Below are 18606 nucleotides of genomic sequence, written 5' to 3'. Positions count from 1 at the left end.
TTAAATAATAATTATTTAATGTAAAAAGAGTTTATAACCTATAAATTAAAGTATGCAAAAAAGATTTTTAATTCTTTTCTTCGGAATTTTATCAGGCTTTACCACGTTTGCGCAGCAAACCACGGTAACAGGAAGTGTGAAACAACCAATTTCTCTCGAGCCTATTTCAGATGTTACTGTTACTATTGAAGGAACAAACATATCTACGCTTACCAATGCGCTAGGAGTGTTTACGTTTAGCAGTGATTTGCCATTAGGCGAACAAGTTTTAAGATTAACTAAAGAGGCTTTCGTTCCACAACGTTATCCTATTGTAGTTAATGAAGGTAAAACATTAACCATAAACGATATGGTTATGGAAAGAGACGTAGCTGGAAATGATTTATTCACCATTACACTTTCTGATGATGAATTAAATGATGATACTACTGGAGCAGATAATATTTCAGGTTTGCTTTCTTCATCACAAGATATTTTTCAACGTACCGCAGCTTTCGAGTTTAGTTCTTCTTTCTTTAAAGTAAGAGGTTTAGATTCCGATAACGGTTCTGTTTTAATTAATGGAATTGAAATGAACAAGTTATACAATGGAAGACCACAATGGAGTAACTGGGGTGGACTTAACGATGTAATGCGTAATCAAGAATTAACTTCTGGTTTAACGCCTTCAGCGTACAACTTTGGTGGTATTCTTGGTACAACTAACGTGAACGTAAGAGCTTCTAGTTATAGAGAAGGTGGTCGTGTAACGTATTCTTCTTCTAACAGAAGTTATACTAACCGTTTAATGGCTAGTTATGCATCTGGAGCTTTAGAAGGTGGTTGGGCGTATACTGTTATGGCAGGAAGACGTTGGGGAGAAGAAGGATATCAAGATGCTTCATTATATGATTCTAATTCGTTTTTTGCATCTGTTGAAAAACAATTTGGAGACAAGCATAGCTTAAACTTTACATCTATCTATGCACCAAACAGAAGAGGTAAATCTTCACCAAACACACAAGAAGTATACGACCTTAAAGGTATTAAGTATAATGAGTATTGGGGATATTTAGATGGTGATAAAAGAAATTCACGTATTAAAGAAGTGGAAGAACCAATTCTTATGTTAAATCATTATTGGGATATTTCTTCTAAAACATCATTAAATACGAATGTTGGTTACCAATTTGGTAAATTAGGAAATAGCCGTTTAGACTATTCTGGAGGAACAAACCCTAGTCCAGCATATTACCAAGATTTACCAAGCTATCCATTATCAGATCCAGATGGTCCAGATACTGCAACTGCTTATGAATTAGAACAAGAGTTTTTAAATGATGGTCAAATAGATTGGGAGTATATTCTTACTGCAAACTTAAATAATAATACGGCAGAAAACGGAACTAGTCCTGCAGCATATGTATTATATGAAGATCGTGCAGACGATAAGCAACTTACTGTAAATTCTATCTTAAGTTCAGAAATTAATGAGAACATATTAATTAATGCATCTCTTAATTACAAGAAATTAAAATCGGAAAATTTTGGAGAAATAATCGATTTATTAGGTTCTACAGTAGGAGCTTTAAATGTAGATTCTTTTGATAATTTTCAATATGATAATCAAAACCCAGATCGTTTAGTTGGTGAAGGTGATAAATATAGATACAACTACAATTTATATGCAGATGTACTTTCAGGATATGCACAAGCACAATTTAAATACAACAAAATAGACTTTTTCGTTTCTGGTAGCGTTTCAAATACTACATACCAAAGAGAAGGATTATGGCAACATAGTAATTTCCTAGATAATTCTTATGGAAAAGGAGAAGAGCTTACCTTTAATGGTCTTGGTGCTAAAGCAGGATTTACATACAAAATAACAGGAAAGCATTTATTTGATGCAAATGCTGGTTATATTGAAAGAGCACCTTCTTTACGTAACACGTTCTCTAACTCTAGAGAAAATGATAATGTAGTAAGAGGTATCGAAGAAGAAAAAGTAACTTCTTTTGATGCAAGTTATATTTTTAGATCTCCAATTATTAAAGCAAGATTAACAGGATTCTATTCTACTGTTAAAGATGCTAACGAAGTAGGTTTCTACTACGCAGATGGATTAAGTGGTGATGCAATTGCAGAAAATGAAACTTCAGCTTTTGTACAAGAAGTTTTAACGGGAATCAATAAAAGAAATATTGGTGTAGAATTTGGTATTGAGGCACAAGTTACTCCTACTATTAAATTAAAAGCAGCAGGTTCTGTTGGTGAGTATGTTTATGATAACAATCCAGATTTATACTTAACTTCAGCTGGTTTCGATTCTGCAGATGGTTCTATTTCTTACGGACAAGCAAATCTTAAAGATTATAAAGTAGCAGGAGGGCCACAACGTGCAGCTTCTATTGGTTTTGAATACCGTGACCCTAAATACTGGTGGTTTGGTGCAACAGCTAACTTTTTCTCAAATGCTTACGTAGATGTTAATGCATTAACAAGAACGGAAAACTTTTATTTAGATGTAGACGGATTACCATTTAATGACTACGATCCAGAAGTAGCTACAGAGTTATTAAAACAAGAAGAATTTGACGACTATATGGTTGTAAATCTTGTTGGTGGTAAATCTTGGAAAATCGATCAGTACTATATTGGCTTTTTTGCTAGTGTAGGTAATGTACTAGATAAAGAGTATAAAACTGGTGGTTTTGAACAAGGTAGAAATGCAAATTATAGAGAATTAAGAGACGATAATGCCAACCCAACACCTACATTTGGTTCAAAATATTGGTATGGACGTGGTGCAAATTACTTTGTAAATGTGTACTTTAGATTCTAAAAAAAAAGAAAAATTAAATAATAATATTACGAATTATGAAATGTAATACATTCACAAATTCACAAATTAAAAATAAATACGCCATGAAAAGAACGAATAAATTTTTAACGTTAATACTAACAATGGTAGCTGTAATAGCTATTACATCTTGTGTACAGGATGATGATTATACAATTCCTAATAGTTTAGGTAACGACGAAAACGAAGCATTAACTGAATTGTTAGGGCAATTAAATGATGTAAATAGTGGTGTAACCGCTTTAACCGTAACTCAAGTAAAGAAACTTTACACAGATTATGAAGAAGAACAATCTGGATTTGATTATGATAAATTTTATCAAATTCTTTCTGATGTTGTAGTAAAAGGATATGTATCTTCTTCTGATGCAACTGGTAACTTCTATAAAGAATTCTATATTCAAGATAGCCCAACAAATCCAACAGCTGCTATACAAATCGTATTAAACCAAGCAGATTCTTATAATCAATACAACCAAGGAAGAGAAGTCTATATTAAACTAAAAGATACTTACGTTGGTTTAACTTCTTCTGAAGTTATTGCTATTGGAGGTAAAACAGATGATGATGAAGTAGGTCAATTTACTGCTGTTCAGGTTCCAGATTATATTTTAAGATCTGCAAATACAGAAGCTATTACTCCTTTAGAATTAAGTTTTTCTGCTATAAATGAAAGTCATGTTGGAATGTTTGTTAAAATTAATAATGCTGAATTTCCTTCCTATTTAAATGGAGAACTTTATGGAGATTCTTCAGAAGATTTTGATACTCAAAGAGAATTACAAGCATGTGATGGTTTTTCTTATTCAAACTTCATATTAGAGACTAGTTCTTTTGCTAATTTTTATAATACTGCTTTACCATTAGATAAAGGTGGTTCTATTGCAGGTATTGTTACAAAGTCTTATGGTGGAGATAATTTAGTTTTAGCCTTAAATTCTTTAAATGATGTGGTATTTGATCAAGAAAGATGTACGCCTTTAAGTCTTGATATGTTTGACGTAGTTTTTGAAGAGGATTTTGTTGGAGGTTTAAATGGATGGGATGTTATTAACACAGAAGGAACTCAGTCTTGGTATGCAGCATCTTTTGGTGGAGATTCTTATGTTAGAGGTTCTGGTTATGATGGTTCTAGTGCCGTTACAATGGTTAGTTGGTTAATTTCCCCTTCCTTTGATTTTGATGCGCAAGAAGGCGAACAAATGGTATTAGAAATTGCTGATGCTTTTAGTGATGCAGGTGAAGAGCCATTAAAAGCTTATTATTCTACTGATTATGTTGCAGGAAGTGACCCTTCTACTGCTACATGGGTTGAAGTAGGAACAGATGAAATTGAAGCATTACCAATTAATGGTGGATTCTTTGATAATATATATAACGAAACTGGTTTTATCGATCTTTCTGCTCCAACTGGAAATGGTTTCATAGCTTTTGTTTACGATAGTGATGATGCGGCAATTTCTTCAACTAGAGATTTAGGGAATGTTAAAATATTAGCTCCTCAATAGAAATATTAAATAGACTTATTAGTCTTAAAACCTGCTAATTTATAATTAGCAGGTTTTCTTTTTTTTAACAATATATTGAATAAACTATGACACTTTTCGATACTCTTTTTTTTAGCGTTTTTAAGCATTATAAAGATGCTAAAAATAAAAAAGCAAACCAATATGCTACCATTTACATTTCGGTGCTACAATGTGCGTTATTATTACTTTTTGGTGTGTTCTTTGCTGGTTTTTTTAAACAAATGAATATGACAAGCCTATCGCAAGACAAAGCAATCGTGCTATTTGTTTTAGCATGCATATTTATATTTTTTAAAAACTGGATGCAGTATGCTGGTCGAAAACGAAAAGTACTAAATGCTAAAATGCTAAATAAGAAATCTGCAGGTTACAGCATTTTTATGCTATGGTTACTTCCTGTGGCTTGTGTAGGTCTAGCTGTAGTTATTTATCAAGCGGTTTAAAAAGTGGATGTAATAAAACTTGAAGAGATTTCTCGACAAGCTCGAAATGACATATGTTTCAGTCATCAGTCATCAGTCATCAGTCATCAGTCATCAGTCATCAGTCATCAGTCATCAGTCATCAGTCATCAGTCATCAGTCATCAGTCATCAGTCATCAGTGATTTACTTTAAGTGCTTATTTTTTCTGTGTTTTTAAAACGGCATACACAGGGAAGTGATCACTATAGCCACCTTGATATCTTTTACCAACATAGGTTCTAAATGGCGAACCTTTATATTTTCCGTCAGATACTCTTAAAAAATCTTCATCAAAAATATTAGCCTTTTCAAATTGTAAACCATTTTCTGTTTTTTCATAAAAATTTCTGGTAACTAATATTTGGTCAAATAAAAACCATTGTCTTTTATATTTACTAGTTCCTCTCGTATACGAGCGTAATGCTTGCATTGGATTTAATAAATGAAAACCACTAAGTAAACGTGCAATGCTTTTACTAGAAGGATCATCATTAAAATCTCCTACAACTATAATTTTAGCATCTGGATCATTTAATTTTAAGTTCGAAATAATTTCTCCAACCTTATTAGATCCTGCCATTCTTTTGTGCTCTGTTTCCCTTTCCCCTTCGCGTCTAGAAGACCAATGATTTACAATAACATGTATTTTATAACCATCGAGTACACCAGAAACTAATAAAATATCTCTTGTATAATCTGGTAAACCGGCATCATTATATAATTCTAATGAAAATTTTTCGGAAGCTTCTAGGGTAAAAATCGTTTTATCATAAAGCAAAGCAACATCTATCCCACGTTCGTCTTTAGAGTCGTAATGCACATAATTATAGTTGCAATTTTTTACATGTTTAGAGGCAATTAAATCTTTTAAAACTTTCGCGTTTTCTACTTCCGCTAAACCAATAATTGCAGGATGCTTCCCGTTTTCTTTTCTTCCTATATTAGAAATAGCATAACCTAACTTTCGTAATTTATTTTGGTAACGTTTAAATGTCCATCGTTTATCTGCTCTTGGCAAAAAATCGCTATCATGTTTTTTTGCATCATCAAAAATGTCGAATAAATTTTCCGCATTATAAAAAGCTACGGTATGTAAATCTGGGTTTACAGGAATTTCGGAATAATCAATCATTCAATAGTTTGTTTTAAATAGGTGTATGTGAAATGGCTAAGTTTGGAAGCTTAATAGGAGCAGTAAACTGATCTTTTGGATTTCCTCAAAAATATAAAAATTAAACTGCTTACAATTGATTAACTTTGTACTTTAATTGAATTTATGATAGAAAAGAAAGATATAGACCTAGAAAGAGCAGTTTTAATTGGAGTAGTAACTAAAAGTCAGGACGAAGACAAGTCTAAAGAGTATTTAGACGAGTTAGAGTTTTTAACCTATACCGCTGGAGGAGAAGTGTTAAAACGCTTTACCCAAAAACTAGATTCGCCAAATCCTAAAACCTTTATTGGTACTGGGAAGATTGAAGATGTTCGTAAGTTTATTGAAGAAAACGACGTAGGAACAGCCATTTTTGATGACGAATTATCTTCGGCACAAGAACGTAATATTAGTAAAATACTAGGCTGTAAAGTACTAGATAGAACCAACCTTATTCTAGATATCTTTGCACAAAGAGCACAAACTAGTTACGCTAGAACGCAAGTAGAATTGGCACAATGCGAATATTTACTACCTCGTTTAAAAGGAATGTGGACCCACCTCGAAAGACAAAAAGGTGGAATTGGAATGCGCGGACCTGGAGAAACAGAAATTGAAACCGATAGACGTATTGTAAGAGAAAGAATCACCTTGCTTAAAGCTAAAATAAAGACCATAGACAAGCAAATGTCTGTTCAGCGAGGTAATCGCGGACAAATGGTACGTGTTGCGCTTGTAGGGTATACCAACGTTGGTAAATCGACTTTAATGAACGTGGTGAGTAAAAGTAAAGTATTTGCCGAAAACAAACTCTTTGCAACGCTAGACACCACCGTACGTAAAGTAGTAATCCAGAATTTACCATTTTTATTAAGCGATACCGTAGGATTTATACGTAAGCTGCCAACCCAATTGGTAGAAAGTTTTAAAAGTACGCTAGACGAAGTAAGAGAAGCAGATTTGCTGCTACATGTTGTAGATATTTCCCATCCTAATTTTGAAGAACACATAGAATCTGTAAATAAAATTCTAGGGGAAATCGATAGCACAGACAAACCCATGATTATGGTTTTTAATAAGATTGATACTTATGAAGCAGAGCCTTATGATGAAACCGATTTAATTGCAGAACGTACCGAAGAGCATTATTCTTTAGACGAATGGAAAAAAACTTGGATGCACAGAGTTGGTAAGGATAATGCCTTATTTATTTCTGCCTTGAACAAGCAAAATTTAGAAGAATTTAAAAAACGTATTTATGATGAAGTTCGTGAAATTCACGTAACTCGTTTTCCATACAATCATTTTCTGTATCCAGATTATAACGAAGAAGAAGAGTAATATTCCTGCGCAGGCAGGAATCTCATAATTTAAAATCCCGAACCATTACGTTTGGGATTTTTTTTATGGCAATTTGCTTTTGGTTTTTCTACCAAAAGTAACCAGGCCTGCCTGCCGGCCGACCGGCTTTACACTACTAGTTTTGTAAAACCTTAAATGGAAGTTTTACAAAAGCTAACCGTTGCAATCCTTATTGCAGGACAATCCATTATGATTCTTGTTCGTTTTTTGTCATTTCGTGCTTACCGTGAAGTCTCATAACAAATAGAAAAATGCACTTCGCTTATTTTACTACAAAGCCTCCGAGTTTTAATTTGCATTAAAACCCACCTTCTTTTAGCTAAAGGAAGGAGTTCTGTTCCTAATGTTTAAAACAAAAAAGCGCGCTTCATAGAAGCGCGTTTTTAATATATATATCTTTTTCTAAGAATTAGAATCCGTAGTTAAAACCTACACCAAAAGCTTCTCTAATTTGGAAACCATTAGGGTTTGTATTATCATCATAGATTGCTTGAAATACTAAGTTAGCAGAAATGTATTTGTTTACTGACATTGAAAGATTCATTGTGTAATCGATATCTACATTTTGAGGATCTTCTAAATAGTTAGAATATAACGCTAAGATGTTTTCCATAGAAATGTTTTTCGCTATGTTTAATTTGTAGTAACCTCTTACAGCAGCGCCTAACTCAAAACGAGAAGTGTCACCAGCTTCAGTACCAAAACTTCCAGCAAATTCATCATGTACTAAAATTAATTTAGCAGCAGCAGGAGAAATCATAACATTTAAGTTATCCGATTTTTTCCAAAACATTCCAGGACCAGCTTGAAAGTAAGCAGGAGAAAAGAAATGTGAAGTTGCAGCAACACGTACATTATCTACATATAAATAACCTTTATCCATTTGCGTTTTAAAGTTAAAGTATGCTGAGTAATACCAGTTACCAGTTGCTTTTTTACCACCTATAGAGTTGAATTCTATTCTGTCATTAGATTTTGTAAAATCTTCAGCTCCTTTGTTTTTGTTTACTCCGTAATCCACAATTAACTTGTTATCCCAAACATAATCTCCTTTAACTAAGTTTGCATCGTAGTTGATTAATAAGTTAGCAGCAGTATTACCAATACCTCCACCAGTCCATTCGTTGTTGAATGCAGATTGGTTAAATGTTAATAAAACATTTCCTCCTTTTCTCCATCCTGGTAAAGCATCAATTTGTGCTTGTAAAGCATTAGCTTCTGCTTGTGCAGCATCTGCTATAGCTTGCTTCTCTGCTTTTTGAGCTGCTAATTCTGTTTTTGTTTGTGCGTTTTCTTCCGTTTGTGCATTTACTGAAGCTACTCCAATAAATAATGCAGCTAATAAAAATATTTTTTTCATTTTGTTACGTTTTTTTGAACGCGCAAAAATACGTATTAAGACTACAATCTTTTATACTAAAGTTTGTTTTTTCTTATGAAAATAGATAAAAAGAATTATTTTATCGACGAAGTGCTTTTAAAAAGCGGAACAGAAGAGCAGGCTTCTCCAAACATAATCATTTTTGCGACAGGTTTTAACTTGTTGGTAATCATTATATAAGCACTAGATGGTACCGGTTTTTTAGAGCAACCTTTTATAATGATAGGTTTATCTTTATAGGTAGTAATATCTAAATTATTAATAATGTCTTGGTATAGATAAGATTCTAAAGTTTCTAAGTTCCCTAAAACAGTAGTTTTAGCAAAGGGTTCTAACTGAATACTTAAAAGCATATACGCCCAATCTGGTACTATGGCATCCGTGGTACAGGTTAATGCTACAAAAGCATCTTGGTACTGCGACCAATCGTGTTCTTTAACAAGTGCTCTAAAATCTTTTTCACGAAGCACGAATCCTTCATAAAGCCAATCTTTAATATCAAAAAGTACACGTCTGCCTTGCGGATAATAATCTTCAAGATCAAAAACAACAAGTTTACTACTTGCTACGCGGTTTATAATTTCTTCAGCCATATTACGAAGATAGGTGTTTTAAATTATTAATTTTATGTCCGTTCGAGAGAACCTTTTATCTTTTTGTGTCGATAATTTATTGGTAACCTTCTGCTTGCAGTGTAAATAAATCGGCATACAAAGACTGGTTTTTCATGAGTTCTTCATGGGTTCCCATTTCTAAAACGCGTCCTTCTTCTAGAACCAAAATTCTATCTGCTTGTCTTACCGTACTAAATCTATGCGAAATAATAACACTGGTTTTAAATTGAGTTAAACCAATAAAACGATCAAACACTTCGCTTTCTGCTTTCGCGTCTAATGCAGAGGTTGGTTCGTCTAGTATCATTACTTTGGCATCTTTCATATATGCTCTGGCTAATGCTACTTTTTGCCATTGTCCTCCAGAAAGTTCTTGCCCTTTTGCAAAACGTTTACCTAGTTGTTGGTCGTAACCAAACTTTAAATCTTGCACGACTTCATTCGCTAAACTAAGTTCGGCTGCATTTTCAATTTTTGACTGATTGTCTAGTTCATCAATATCACCAATGGCAATGTTTTCTCTAACGGTAAATTCGTATTTAAAAAAGTCTTGAAAAATAACGCCAAAATATTCTTGGTACTTTGCTTTATCAAATCTATTAATATTAATGCCGTCTAATAATATTTCACCAGAAGTAGGTTCGTAAAAACGAAGCAATAATTTGGTAAGCGTTGTTTTTCCTGCACCATTTTGTCCAACGAATGCTAATTTTTCGCCAGCTTTCATTTTAAAACTAATTCCTTTAAGTATTTCGTTTTCGGATCCTGGATATGCGAAATGCACATTTTTAAATTCAAATCCTTCCTGTATCGTTTCCGGAAGTGGCATGTCTTCTTTGTGTGAAGGAGTAATAGAAATATCTAAAAAATCGAAATAATCTTTTAGGTATAAGGAGCTTTCTGTAATTCTTGTAAACTTCGAAAAGAAGTCTTGCAGGTTTCTGGTAAGCCTGTTAAATGCTCCAGATAAAAAGGTTAATTCCCCTAAGGTAATCCCTCCAGAAATCACGCGATATATAATAAATACATAAGCACCATAATAACTTAGAGTACCTAAAACATTAAATAGGAATCCTAAAGCTGAACGTTTTACCGCTAGCTTTTTGTTAAGATTATAATATTCATTAGATAGGTTTTTAAATCTGTCGACTACAAAATCGGTTAAACCAAAGAGTTTAATTTCTTTAGCTGTTTTATCATTTGCGCCAATAAATCGTAAATAATCTAATTCTCTACGTTCTGCAGTCCAACCTCTAGCTAATGAATATTGTTGTTGGCTAAACCATATTTCGTTAATAAACGAAGGAATAATACTTAGTACTAAAAGGATGATTAAATACGGTTCAAAATAAATTAAACCAGCAACTAAGGTTAGTATGGATATTAAACTTTGTACTTCGCCTAGCGCGTTAGACATCAATCCGACACGACCTGTAGTTTGCGTTCTTGCGCGTTCTAACTTGTCATAAAACTCCGAGTCTTCTAAAAGACTGATGTTTATTTGATTTGTTTTTTTAATAATTCTTACGGAGGAATCTATAGAATAAGAATCGCCAAGTAAACTATCGGTTAGTGAAATGGCTCTGCTGACTAAATCCGATAGAATGATTAATCCAAATTCTATGGCAACATAAGTCCATAGTAGCGTTAAATCGGAAACTTCTACTTTGGTTTGAAGAATTATTTCATCAATAATTATTTTACCAATCCAAAGTATGACTACTGGTAATATGGCACCAATTCCTCTGCAAAAAGCAGATAATAGGAATAGTTTTTTGTTGGTTTTCCAGATTTCTTTAAAGAATCTAGGAATAAAAACTAGTGCACTAAAAGATTTTCTTAAGTTGGTTTTTTTAGCCTCTTTAAGAGATGTTAACTTACGTCTTGGCATTAATATTATAAAATGTTAAGGTTTGCTCAAAATTAGAATGAGAAAAATAATAATATTTATACGAGTAATAACGGAATACTGCTACGGAGAACTGTTCACTAATTTATAGCATACCAAGCTCTAACTTTGCTTCTTCACTCATTAGTTCTTGATTCCAAGGTGGATCGAAAGTAATTTCTACTTCTGCATCTTTTACCTCGTTTATAGATTTTATTTTTTCTTCCACTTCTAAAGGAAGTGTTTCTGCAACAGGGCAGTTTGGTGTTGTTAAGGTCATTAAGATTTTTACTTCGTAATCTTCATTAACAAAAACATCATAAATTAATCCTAATTCATAAATGTCTACAGGGATTTCTGGATCGTAAATCGTTTTAATAACGGTTACAATTTTTTCTCCTAATGCTGCTGTATCTATAGTTTCGCTCATGTCAAATTTTATTTTTCATTTCCGCGAAGGCGGAAATCTCATTTATTTTTCGTTCCCATAAAAGCGGAAATCTCTTTTTATAAAAACACATTCCTGTATGCACAGGAAGTCCTACTTATTGTAGTTGTGTTTGGTATGCAATAGCATACAGTTTTAATTGTTTAATCATACTTACTAAACCGTTTGCTCTAGTAGGTGACAAATGTTCTTTAAGTCCGATTTGGTCTATAAAATCGGTATTAGCTTCTAAAATATCTTTTGGATGCTGGTTAGAAAATACACGGATTAATATTGCTATAATTCCTTTTGTAATTATGGCATCACTATCTGCTGTGAAATCAATTTTATCATCTTTTAATTCTGCATGTACCCAAACCTTACTTTGGCAACCTTTAATGATGTTGTCTTCGGTTTTATATTGGGGGTCAATTAATGGTAAATCTTTTCCAAGATCTATCATGTATTGATAACGTTCTTCCCAGTCTTCAAACATGGCGAACTCCTCAATTATTTCGTTTTGTATTTCTTGAATATTCACGTGATTTTATTTTATGCAAAAATACAATTAAGTATTATTTTCAGCATTATAATTATTGTTTTTCACTCAGACTAAAAATAGTATTTACTAAATCTTCAATTTTAGCATTTGGCTTTCCTGCATCAAAAGTTTTAGTATGGTATGTTTTACCATTTTTAGTTATTGTTAGTGTTGCCGCTGCAGCAGCATCATATTGATGCGCTTTTGAAGGGGATTCTAGGTTTTCTAACTCCTCTAAATCTAAAGCTGCTACTTTTTTAAATATATCTGTCGTTTCATTTGGACTAAACTTTCGTGCTTCTGGTGCAGCTCCTCTTTGTTTTTGAGAAATAATACTATCGTTTGTAATCACTATCTTTAAATAACTACCTCTTGTGGAGGATTTATATTCAATAGTGTAATCATCTTCTTGTGCTATTTTTGAAATGTTATTATTAACAGCAACGACTAAATCTTCTTTGCTGTTTTTTAAAGTTAATACATTGTTTTTTATGGTGAAATTTGTTGTTTTTTCTAGAGTATTCATTAGGTTTTGTTCTACATCCATAAAGCGTTTGCACATCATTTTTGTAGACATAAAAGTGCCAAATTTTATGGTGTTTCCTGCGGTAGAATAACTTGCTGAAAAGTTGTTACAGCCGGCAAACCCGGAAACTATATTAGTGGTTTCATCGAAATTTAAGTGTATGTTTTTTGGTAATTCTGTATTGTCAATAAATGACGAAATCATATATTTTCCGGAAAGCACTGCGATTTGTTTTGCTTCTATATTGTTTTCCAAATTTGTAGCTGCTTTTGTGTTTCCGCAAGATTCTAATGCAAAAACAGTTAAAAGTATAGTGATAAATTTCATAATCTTCATTTGTTAAAATTTAAAATATAATATACAAAAAAGACGCCAAACTTTACGATAGCATCATTTTTGCTTTCTTGACTCCAGAAACTAATGTGTCAATTTCTTCTTTGGTATTATAAAAAGCAAAAGAAGCACGAACGGTTCCTGGAATTTTAAAGTATTCCATAATTGGTTGCGCACAATGGTGCCCTGTTCTAACGGCAATTCCTAATTTGTCTAAAATGGTCCCAACATCATAAGGATGAATCCCTTCTAAATTAAATGAAACTACAGAGGTTTTATTTTTTGCAGTTCCATAAATTTTTAAACCTTCAATTTCTAAAAGTGCTTTGGTAGCATACTCTAAAAGTTCATGTTCATATTTAGCAATGGCATCAAAACCTATGGCATTCATGTAATCTATGGCTGCTCCAAATGCAATACCACCGCAAATATTTGGTGTTCCTGCTTCAAATTTATGCGGTAATCCGGCGTAGGTAGTTTTTGTAAAACTGACTTCAGCAATCATTTCGCCACCACCTTGATAAGGAGGTAATTTGTTTAACCATGCTTCTTTTCCGTAAAGCATACCAACACCTGTTGGACCACACATTTTATGCGCAGATGCCACATAAAAATCGACATCTAATGCTTGTACATCTGGTTTTACATGCGGACAAGCCTGTGCGCCATCAATTAGAACAGCAGCACCAACTTGATGTGCTTTTTCTATGATTTCTTCAATAGGATTTATGGTTCCTAAAGCGTTCGAAATATGATTTACAAAAACAAGTTTCGTGTTTTCATTAAGGAGTTTATCATATGCAGCCATCACTAACTCACCATCTTGGTTCATTGGAATGACTTTTAAAATAGCACCCGTTTTTTCACATAACATTTGCCAAGGCACAATATTACTATGATGCTCTAAAGCAGAAACAATAATTTCATCTCCTTTTTGTAATAACGAAGAAAAACCACTAGCTACTAAATTGATACTGTGGGTTGTTCCAGAGGTATAAATAATTTCGTGCGCATGTGCTGCGTTAAAATGTTTTTGAATGGTATGTCTTGCAGCTTCGTATTTATCTGTTGCTTCCTGACTTAAGGTATGTACACCACGATGAATGTTGGCATTGTAATTACTATAGTAATCCACAATAACATCTATGACTTGTTGTGGTGTTTGTGATGTTGCTGCATTGTCAAAATACACCAACGGTTTCCCATTTACTTGTCTTTTAAGTATAGGGAAATCGGCTCTTATTTTCTTCAAATCTAACATGCTACAAATTTACGTTTTGTTTGATAAAACTAGTATAAAGAAAATATAAAAGATAAAATTTATTATGATTTTATTCCAATGCATTTAAATAAAATGTATATTTGAAATATGTATAGCAAAGAATTAACAAAAGGAACCTTACAACCTATCATTTTAAAGCTGATTAGCGAAAGCGAAAAAATGTATGGTTATGAGATTACACAAGAAGTAAAGAAACTGACTTCTGGAAAGATCGATATATCGGAAGGTGCATTATATCCTATTCTGCATAAGCTGGAAGCTAAAGGTGTTTTAGAAACCGAAAAGGTATTTATAGGAAAACGCGTTCGGAAATATTATACGATCACTTCGGAAGGTAAAAAGGTGGCAGAAGCAATGACACAAGAAATAAATAATTTTATGGACACCTTAAACTTAATTTTTAACCCTAAACCTATTATATAATGCAAATAGAAGAGAAACATATTGACTTTATAGAGAAGAGTTTGAAACTTTATGGTGTGCAATCGGAAAGCTTAAGAGAAGATTTGGTAGATCATATTTGTACCTATATAGAAAGCCAAGATGGTAATGATTTTAACGCATTGTATCAAGAAGCTTTGCAAAAGTTTGGTGGTTATGCTAGTTTTCAAAACCTACAATTAGAAAGCAATTTTCAGAAAATAGAACAACAAATGACAGTTTTAAGTAAGCTTCAGTTTATTGGAGGTCTTCTTTTAATAATACTTCTAGTATTAGGTTTTATATTTAAAATCATGCATTGGCCCTATGCCAATTTATTTATGCTTTTGAGTTGTGCTGTTTTAGTAATGTTTCTTGCTCCAGTTAGTTTATATGGTCGATATAAAAAATCTATTCACAAATTTTCTTAGACTAAAAACAATTCCAAATTATAAACAATGCGAAATTTAAAACAGTATCCTACTATTTTTTGTTTATTGATTTGTGCTTTTTTAAGTGCTCAAAACAATTACACTTCAGAGATTGATCAACTTCTTGAAAAGTATCAAAGTGCAGATGCTCCAGGATTAAGTGTTAAAGTTATATCTGGAAATGAAAGTATTTATGCTAAAGATTTTGGTTTGGCTAATCTGGATTATGACATTAAAAATTCGGACACTACTATTTTTAGTTTGGCCTCTATAGGAAAACAATTTACAGCTTCCGCTATTTGGGTCTTAGTTAAAGAAGGTAAGATTAGGTTAGAAGATGATATAAGGAAGTATTTACCCGAGTTTCCAGAATATCAACAACCTATAAAAATTAAGCATTTATTGAATCATACAAGTGGTATTAGAAATTACCATGCACTAATGTCTTTGTCCGGATTTGATTATGATAAAACATATTATGATAATAATACGGTGTTTGCATTAGCGTGTAAGCAAAAGGGCTTGAGTAATATTCCTGGTGAAAAAGTAGCGTATTCTAATACGAATTATACTTTGTTAGCGATTATTGTGGAACGAATTTCTGGACAAAATTTAAATGAATTTTTAAAAGCTCATATTTTAAATCCGTTACAAATGGATGCTACTTTTGTGCGAGTAGAAAATGGTAAAACAATTAAGAATAAAGCGGTTGGTTACCAAAAACAGAATAATCAATTTGTGTATTCTTCTAGTAATCAATTAAGTTATGGTGCTGGTAGTATGGGGTCTTCTATTAAAGATATGACCATTTGGATGCAGATGCTAAACGAACAAATTTTGGAGTTTAAACCTTTGTCTCAATTTTTGAAAACAACCGAGATTTTAAATAATGGTGAAAAAGCAAAATATGCACGTGGTATTATGATAGATAATTATAAAGATAATATAGTTGCAAGTCATGGTGGATATAGTTTTGGTGGACGTACGCAGTTAATTACTATTGTTGAAAAGCAATTAGGTATTATAGTTCTCACTAATTTGCAATCTATTGATGCGCCAAGCATTGCATATCAAATTTTAGATATTCTTCTGTCTGATGAAAATAATAATGTAGCGGTTACTAAAGAGGAAGAAGTTTTTAAGCAAGTAGCCTTAGATAAATACACTGGTGATTATAAGGAAATTAATAGTGATATGACAATGCAGCTATTTGTGGAAAATGACACCCTAAAAGCTAAAGGGTCGATAGGCAGAAGTGCAACTTCTTTACTGCAATTCGCGGATAATAAATTTCACAGAAAAGATAGTCAGCAAGTGAAATATGATTTTACACCTGCGACTACGCATGATATGGTGATTCTATTTGGTGGTACTCCTTTTTATTTTAAGCGTGCTACATTAATAGATCCAGAAACGGTGAATAGTAATGATTTTGTAGGTTCTTATTTTTCGGAAGAATTGGACGTTACCTATCATCTTTTTGTAGCGGATAATGTCTTTAAGTTATCTTATAAAAACAATGAAAATATATCTTTGCATCCGATTCAGTTAGATGAATTTGGAAATAATAGCAGAACACTTTATCGTTTTACTAGAGATAAAGAAGGTGCTATTATAGGAATGCTTTTGTATAGTGAAGGCACTATAAAAGATGTTTTTTTTAAAAAAGAAGCGAGTATTAATCGATCCTAATTAGTCTGTTGGAGTTTTTTTAATTCCATAAATTTTATCTATTTTCTTAAACTAAATACTATGAAAAAATCATTTTACGTTGTTGGCTTTTTTACTTTTTTTGTTTTAGGTATTGGCGCTATGTTTGAATTTTTAACTTGGCCTTACAGAGGAGTTATTGTTTTTATTGGCTTCTTACTTTTAAATTTTGGAATGATACCGATGTATTTTTATCAGAAGTATCAGCAGGTGAAAAGTTGAGTTTTATCTATGACTTGAAACAAAAAACGGCAAACATATTCATGTTTGCCGTTTTTTGTTTTTTAGCCCAGATTGAGGCTTTGTTGGAGCTCCTCACAGAGAGCGACTGCCGAAAGCTGGAATAGCTTCCAATAAATATTTTATAAATCGAAACCTATATTAACACCTAATTTTGTTGCTATAAGCTTATTAATACGTTTTTTAAGTTCCGGAATTTTTACCGTTTCTAATACGTTATTCGCAAATGCATACATTAATAAAGCTTTGGCTTCTTTTTCTGGAATACCACGAGAACGCAAATAAAACATCGCGCTATCATCTAGCTGACCAATAGTACAACCGTGTGAACATTTTACATCATCTGCAAAAATTTCTAGTTGTGGCTTCGAGTTTATAGTTGCTTTATCGCTTAATAATATGTTGTTATTAGACTGAAAGGCATTGGTTTTTTGCGCTTCTTTGTTTACCACTACTTTACCATTAAAAACTCCAGTTGCGCTATCGTTAAAGATCCCTTTGTAGTCTTGATGACTCTCGCAATTTGGTTCTATATGATGCACTAAGGTGTTGTGATCTACGTGTTGTTTGTCGCCAATAATCGTGATACCATTTAATGTAGAATCCATGTGTTCTCCATTTTGGTAAAAGTTAAGATTGTTACGTGTTAACTTACCACCAAAACTAAAGGTATGCACAGAGATATGACTTTCGCGTTTTTGATTCACAAAAGTACTGTCGATTAAAGATGCGTTTACGTTATCGTTTTGAATTTTATAGTAATCTACAATGGCGCGTTTGTTTCCAAAAATTTCTGTGACACTATTGGTTAAAACAGGATTGTCTGTTAAACTTTGGTGACGTTCAATAATTTGAACATGCGAATTTTCGTCTACAACAATTAAGTTACGCGGTTGTTGCATTAACGCAACTTCGCTACCTGTAGAGAAATGTATAATTTGAATTGGCTTATTTACCAATGTGTTTTTAGGGATATGAATATAAGCTCCTTCTTGTGCAAATGCCGTATTTAATGAAGTAAGGCTATCTTTTGTAGCTACTTTATTAAAATAGTTTTCAATAATTAAACGGTATTTTGGTTTGCTTAAAGCAGCAGACATTAAACAAACGTCTAGTCCGTCATGTGTAGTTTGCGATAAGTGTGAAGCAAATTTACCATCAATAAATACAATATTATAGGTATCTATATCATGAATAAAATACTTTTTCACATCACTATATTCAATGGCGTTTTCTTGTTTAGGGAAAACACTATAGTCATGTTTTAAAACACTGTTTAACGATGTATATTTCCAAGCTTCTTCTTTTTTAGAAGGAAATCCTTCCGTTTCAAAAGTTTTTATAGCTTCGGTACGAATATCATGAATAGGACTGTCTAAGTCTGCATGATTTTCGAAAGCTAAAAATGAGGAAACTAATTTTTCTTTTAAATCCATTTTTTTTGTCATTCCTGCGAAGGCAGGA

At 32.6% G+C, this 18606-nt stretch carries 17 protein-coding genes; 8 read left to right on the top strand and 9 right to left on the bottom strand.

Annotation, left to right across the window (positions count from 1 at the left end):
- The first annotated feature begins 52 nt into the window (after positions 1–52).
- From FG167_RS04430 to FG167_RS04420, 3 genes are all read left to right on the top strand, one after another.
- The gene (locus FG167_RS04430; RefSeq protein WP_203460216.1) at positions 53–2824 is read left to right on the top strand and encodes a TonB-dependent receptor; all 2772 of its coding nucleotides are present in this window, start codon (positions 53–55) and stop codon (positions 2822–2824) included.
- A gap of 83 nt (positions 2825–2907) precedes the next feature.
- The gene (locus FG167_RS04425) at positions 2908–4350 is read left to right on the top strand and encodes a DUF5689 domain-containing protein (protein WP_203460215.1); all 1443 of its coding nucleotides are present in this window, start codon (positions 2908–2910) and stop codon (positions 4348–4350) included.
- An 86-nt stretch (positions 4351–4436) separates the two neighbouring features.
- The gene (locus FG167_RS04420; protein ID WP_203460214.1) at positions 4437–4814 is read left to right on the top strand and encodes a hypothetical protein; all 378 of its coding nucleotides are present in this window, start codon (positions 4437–4439) and stop codon (positions 4812–4814) included.
- Positions 4815–4991: 177 nt separating this feature from the next.
- On the opposite strand, the gene FG167_RS04415 is transcribed toward FG167_RS04420, so the two are convergent.
- Positions 4992–5966 (bottom strand): endonuclease/exonuclease/phosphatase family protein, encoded by a 975-nt coding sequence (locus FG167_RS04415; RefSeq protein WP_203460213.1) that lies wholly within the window; start codon positions 5964–5966, stop codon positions 4992–4994.
- A gap of 144 nt (positions 5967–6110) precedes the next feature.
- Between FG167_RS04415 and hflX the strand changes: the two genes are divergently transcribed.
- A complete protein-coding gene (gene hflX, locus FG167_RS04410) occupies positions 6111–7328 on the top strand; it encodes a GTPase HflX (protein WP_203460212.1) in 1218 nt (405 codons plus the stop codon).
- A gap of 430 nt (positions 7329–7758) precedes the next feature.
- Here hflX and FG167_RS04405 read toward each other — a convergent pair whose 3' ends face one another.
- The 7 genes from FG167_RS04405 to FG167_RS04375 form a co-directional block, all read right to left on the bottom strand.
- The gene (locus FG167_RS04405; RefSeq protein ID WP_203460211.1) at positions 7759–8709 is read right to left on the bottom strand and encodes a DUF3078 domain-containing protein; all 951 of its coding nucleotides are present in this window, start codon (positions 8707–8709) and stop codon (positions 7759–7761) included.
- 95 nt (positions 8710–8804) lie between these two features.
- Complete coding sequence (locus tag FG167_RS04400) at positions 8805–9323, bottom strand: DUF2480 family protein (protein ID WP_203460210.1); 519 nt, start codon at positions 9321–9323, stop codon at positions 8805–8807.
- Between the two features lie 76 nt (positions 9324–9399).
- Positions 9400–11235: an ABC transporter ATP-binding protein gene (locus FG167_RS04395; RefSeq protein WP_203460209.1), complete on the bottom strand. Its 1836-nt coding sequence runs from the start codon at positions 11233–11235 to the stop codon at positions 9400–9402.
- Positions 11236–11338: 103 nt separating this feature from the next.
- Positions 11339–11662 (bottom strand): iron-sulfur cluster assembly protein, encoded by a 324-nt coding sequence (locus tag FG167_RS04390; RefSeq protein WP_203460208.1) that lies wholly within the window; start codon positions 11660–11662, stop codon positions 11339–11341.
- Between the two features lie 115 nt (positions 11663–11777).
- The gene (locus FG167_RS04385; RefSeq protein ID WP_203460207.1) at positions 11778–12200 is read right to left on the bottom strand and encodes a SufE family protein; all 423 of its coding nucleotides are present in this window, start codon (positions 12198–12200) and stop codon (positions 11778–11780) included.
- A gap of 52 nt (positions 12201–12252) precedes the next feature.
- Positions 12253–13053: an META domain-containing protein gene (locus FG167_RS04380; protein WP_203460206.1), complete on the bottom strand. Its 801-nt coding sequence runs from the start codon at positions 13051–13053 to the stop codon at positions 12253–12255.
- A gap of 52 nt (positions 13054–13105) precedes the next feature.
- Positions 13106–14320 (bottom strand): aminotransferase class V-fold PLP-dependent enzyme, encoded by a 1215-nt coding sequence (locus tag FG167_RS04375; RefSeq protein WP_203460205.1) that lies wholly within the window; start codon positions 14318–14320, stop codon positions 13106–13108.
- 108 nt (positions 14321–14428) lie between these two features.
- Here FG167_RS04375 and FG167_RS04370 point away from each other — a divergent pair, with 108 nt between their 5' ends.
- From FG167_RS04370 to FG167_RS04355, 4 genes are read left to right on the top strand one after another with little or no spacing between them, the layout of a single operon-like run.
- Entirely contained in the window at positions 14429–14764 is a 336-nt protein-coding gene (locus FG167_RS04370) for a PadR family transcriptional regulator (protein WP_203460204.1), read from the top strand.
- Positions 14764–15192 (top strand): hypothetical protein, encoded by a 429-nt coding sequence (locus tag FG167_RS04365; RefSeq protein ID WP_203460203.1) that lies wholly within the window; start codon positions 14764–14766, stop codon positions 15190–15192. Before FG167_RS04370 ends, FG167_RS04365 begins: the two co-directional genes overlap by 1 nt.
- Before the next feature lie 27 nt (positions 15193–15219).
- On the top strand, positions 15220–16884 hold the full coding sequence (locus tag FG167_RS04360; protein WP_203460202.1) for a serine hydrolase: 1665 nt from the start codon (positions 15220–15222) through the stop codon (positions 16882–16884).
- A gap of 60 nt (positions 16885–16944) precedes the next feature.
- Entirely contained in the window at positions 16945–17124 is a 180-nt protein-coding gene (locus FG167_RS04355; protein ID WP_055442182.1) for a hypothetical protein, read from the top strand.
- 140 nt (positions 17125–17264) lie between these two features.
- On the opposite strand, the gene sufD is transcribed toward FG167_RS04355, so the two are convergent.
- Positions 17265–18578 carry a Fe-S cluster assembly protein SufD gene (sufD, locus tag FG167_RS04350; protein ID WP_203460201.1) on the bottom strand — a complete coding sequence of 438 codons (1314 nt, stop codon included), beginning with the start codon at positions 18576–18578 and terminating at the stop codon, positions 17265–17267.
- Positions 18579–18606: the final 28 nt, after the last annotated feature.

The organism is Lacinutrix sp. WUR7 (assembly GCF_016864015.1).
Taxonomy (GTDB): domain Bacteria; phylum Bacteroidota; class Bacteroidia; order Flavobacteriales; family Flavobacteriaceae; genus Oceanihabitans.
This window is presented reverse-complemented; position numbering and strand designations above follow the sequence as displayed.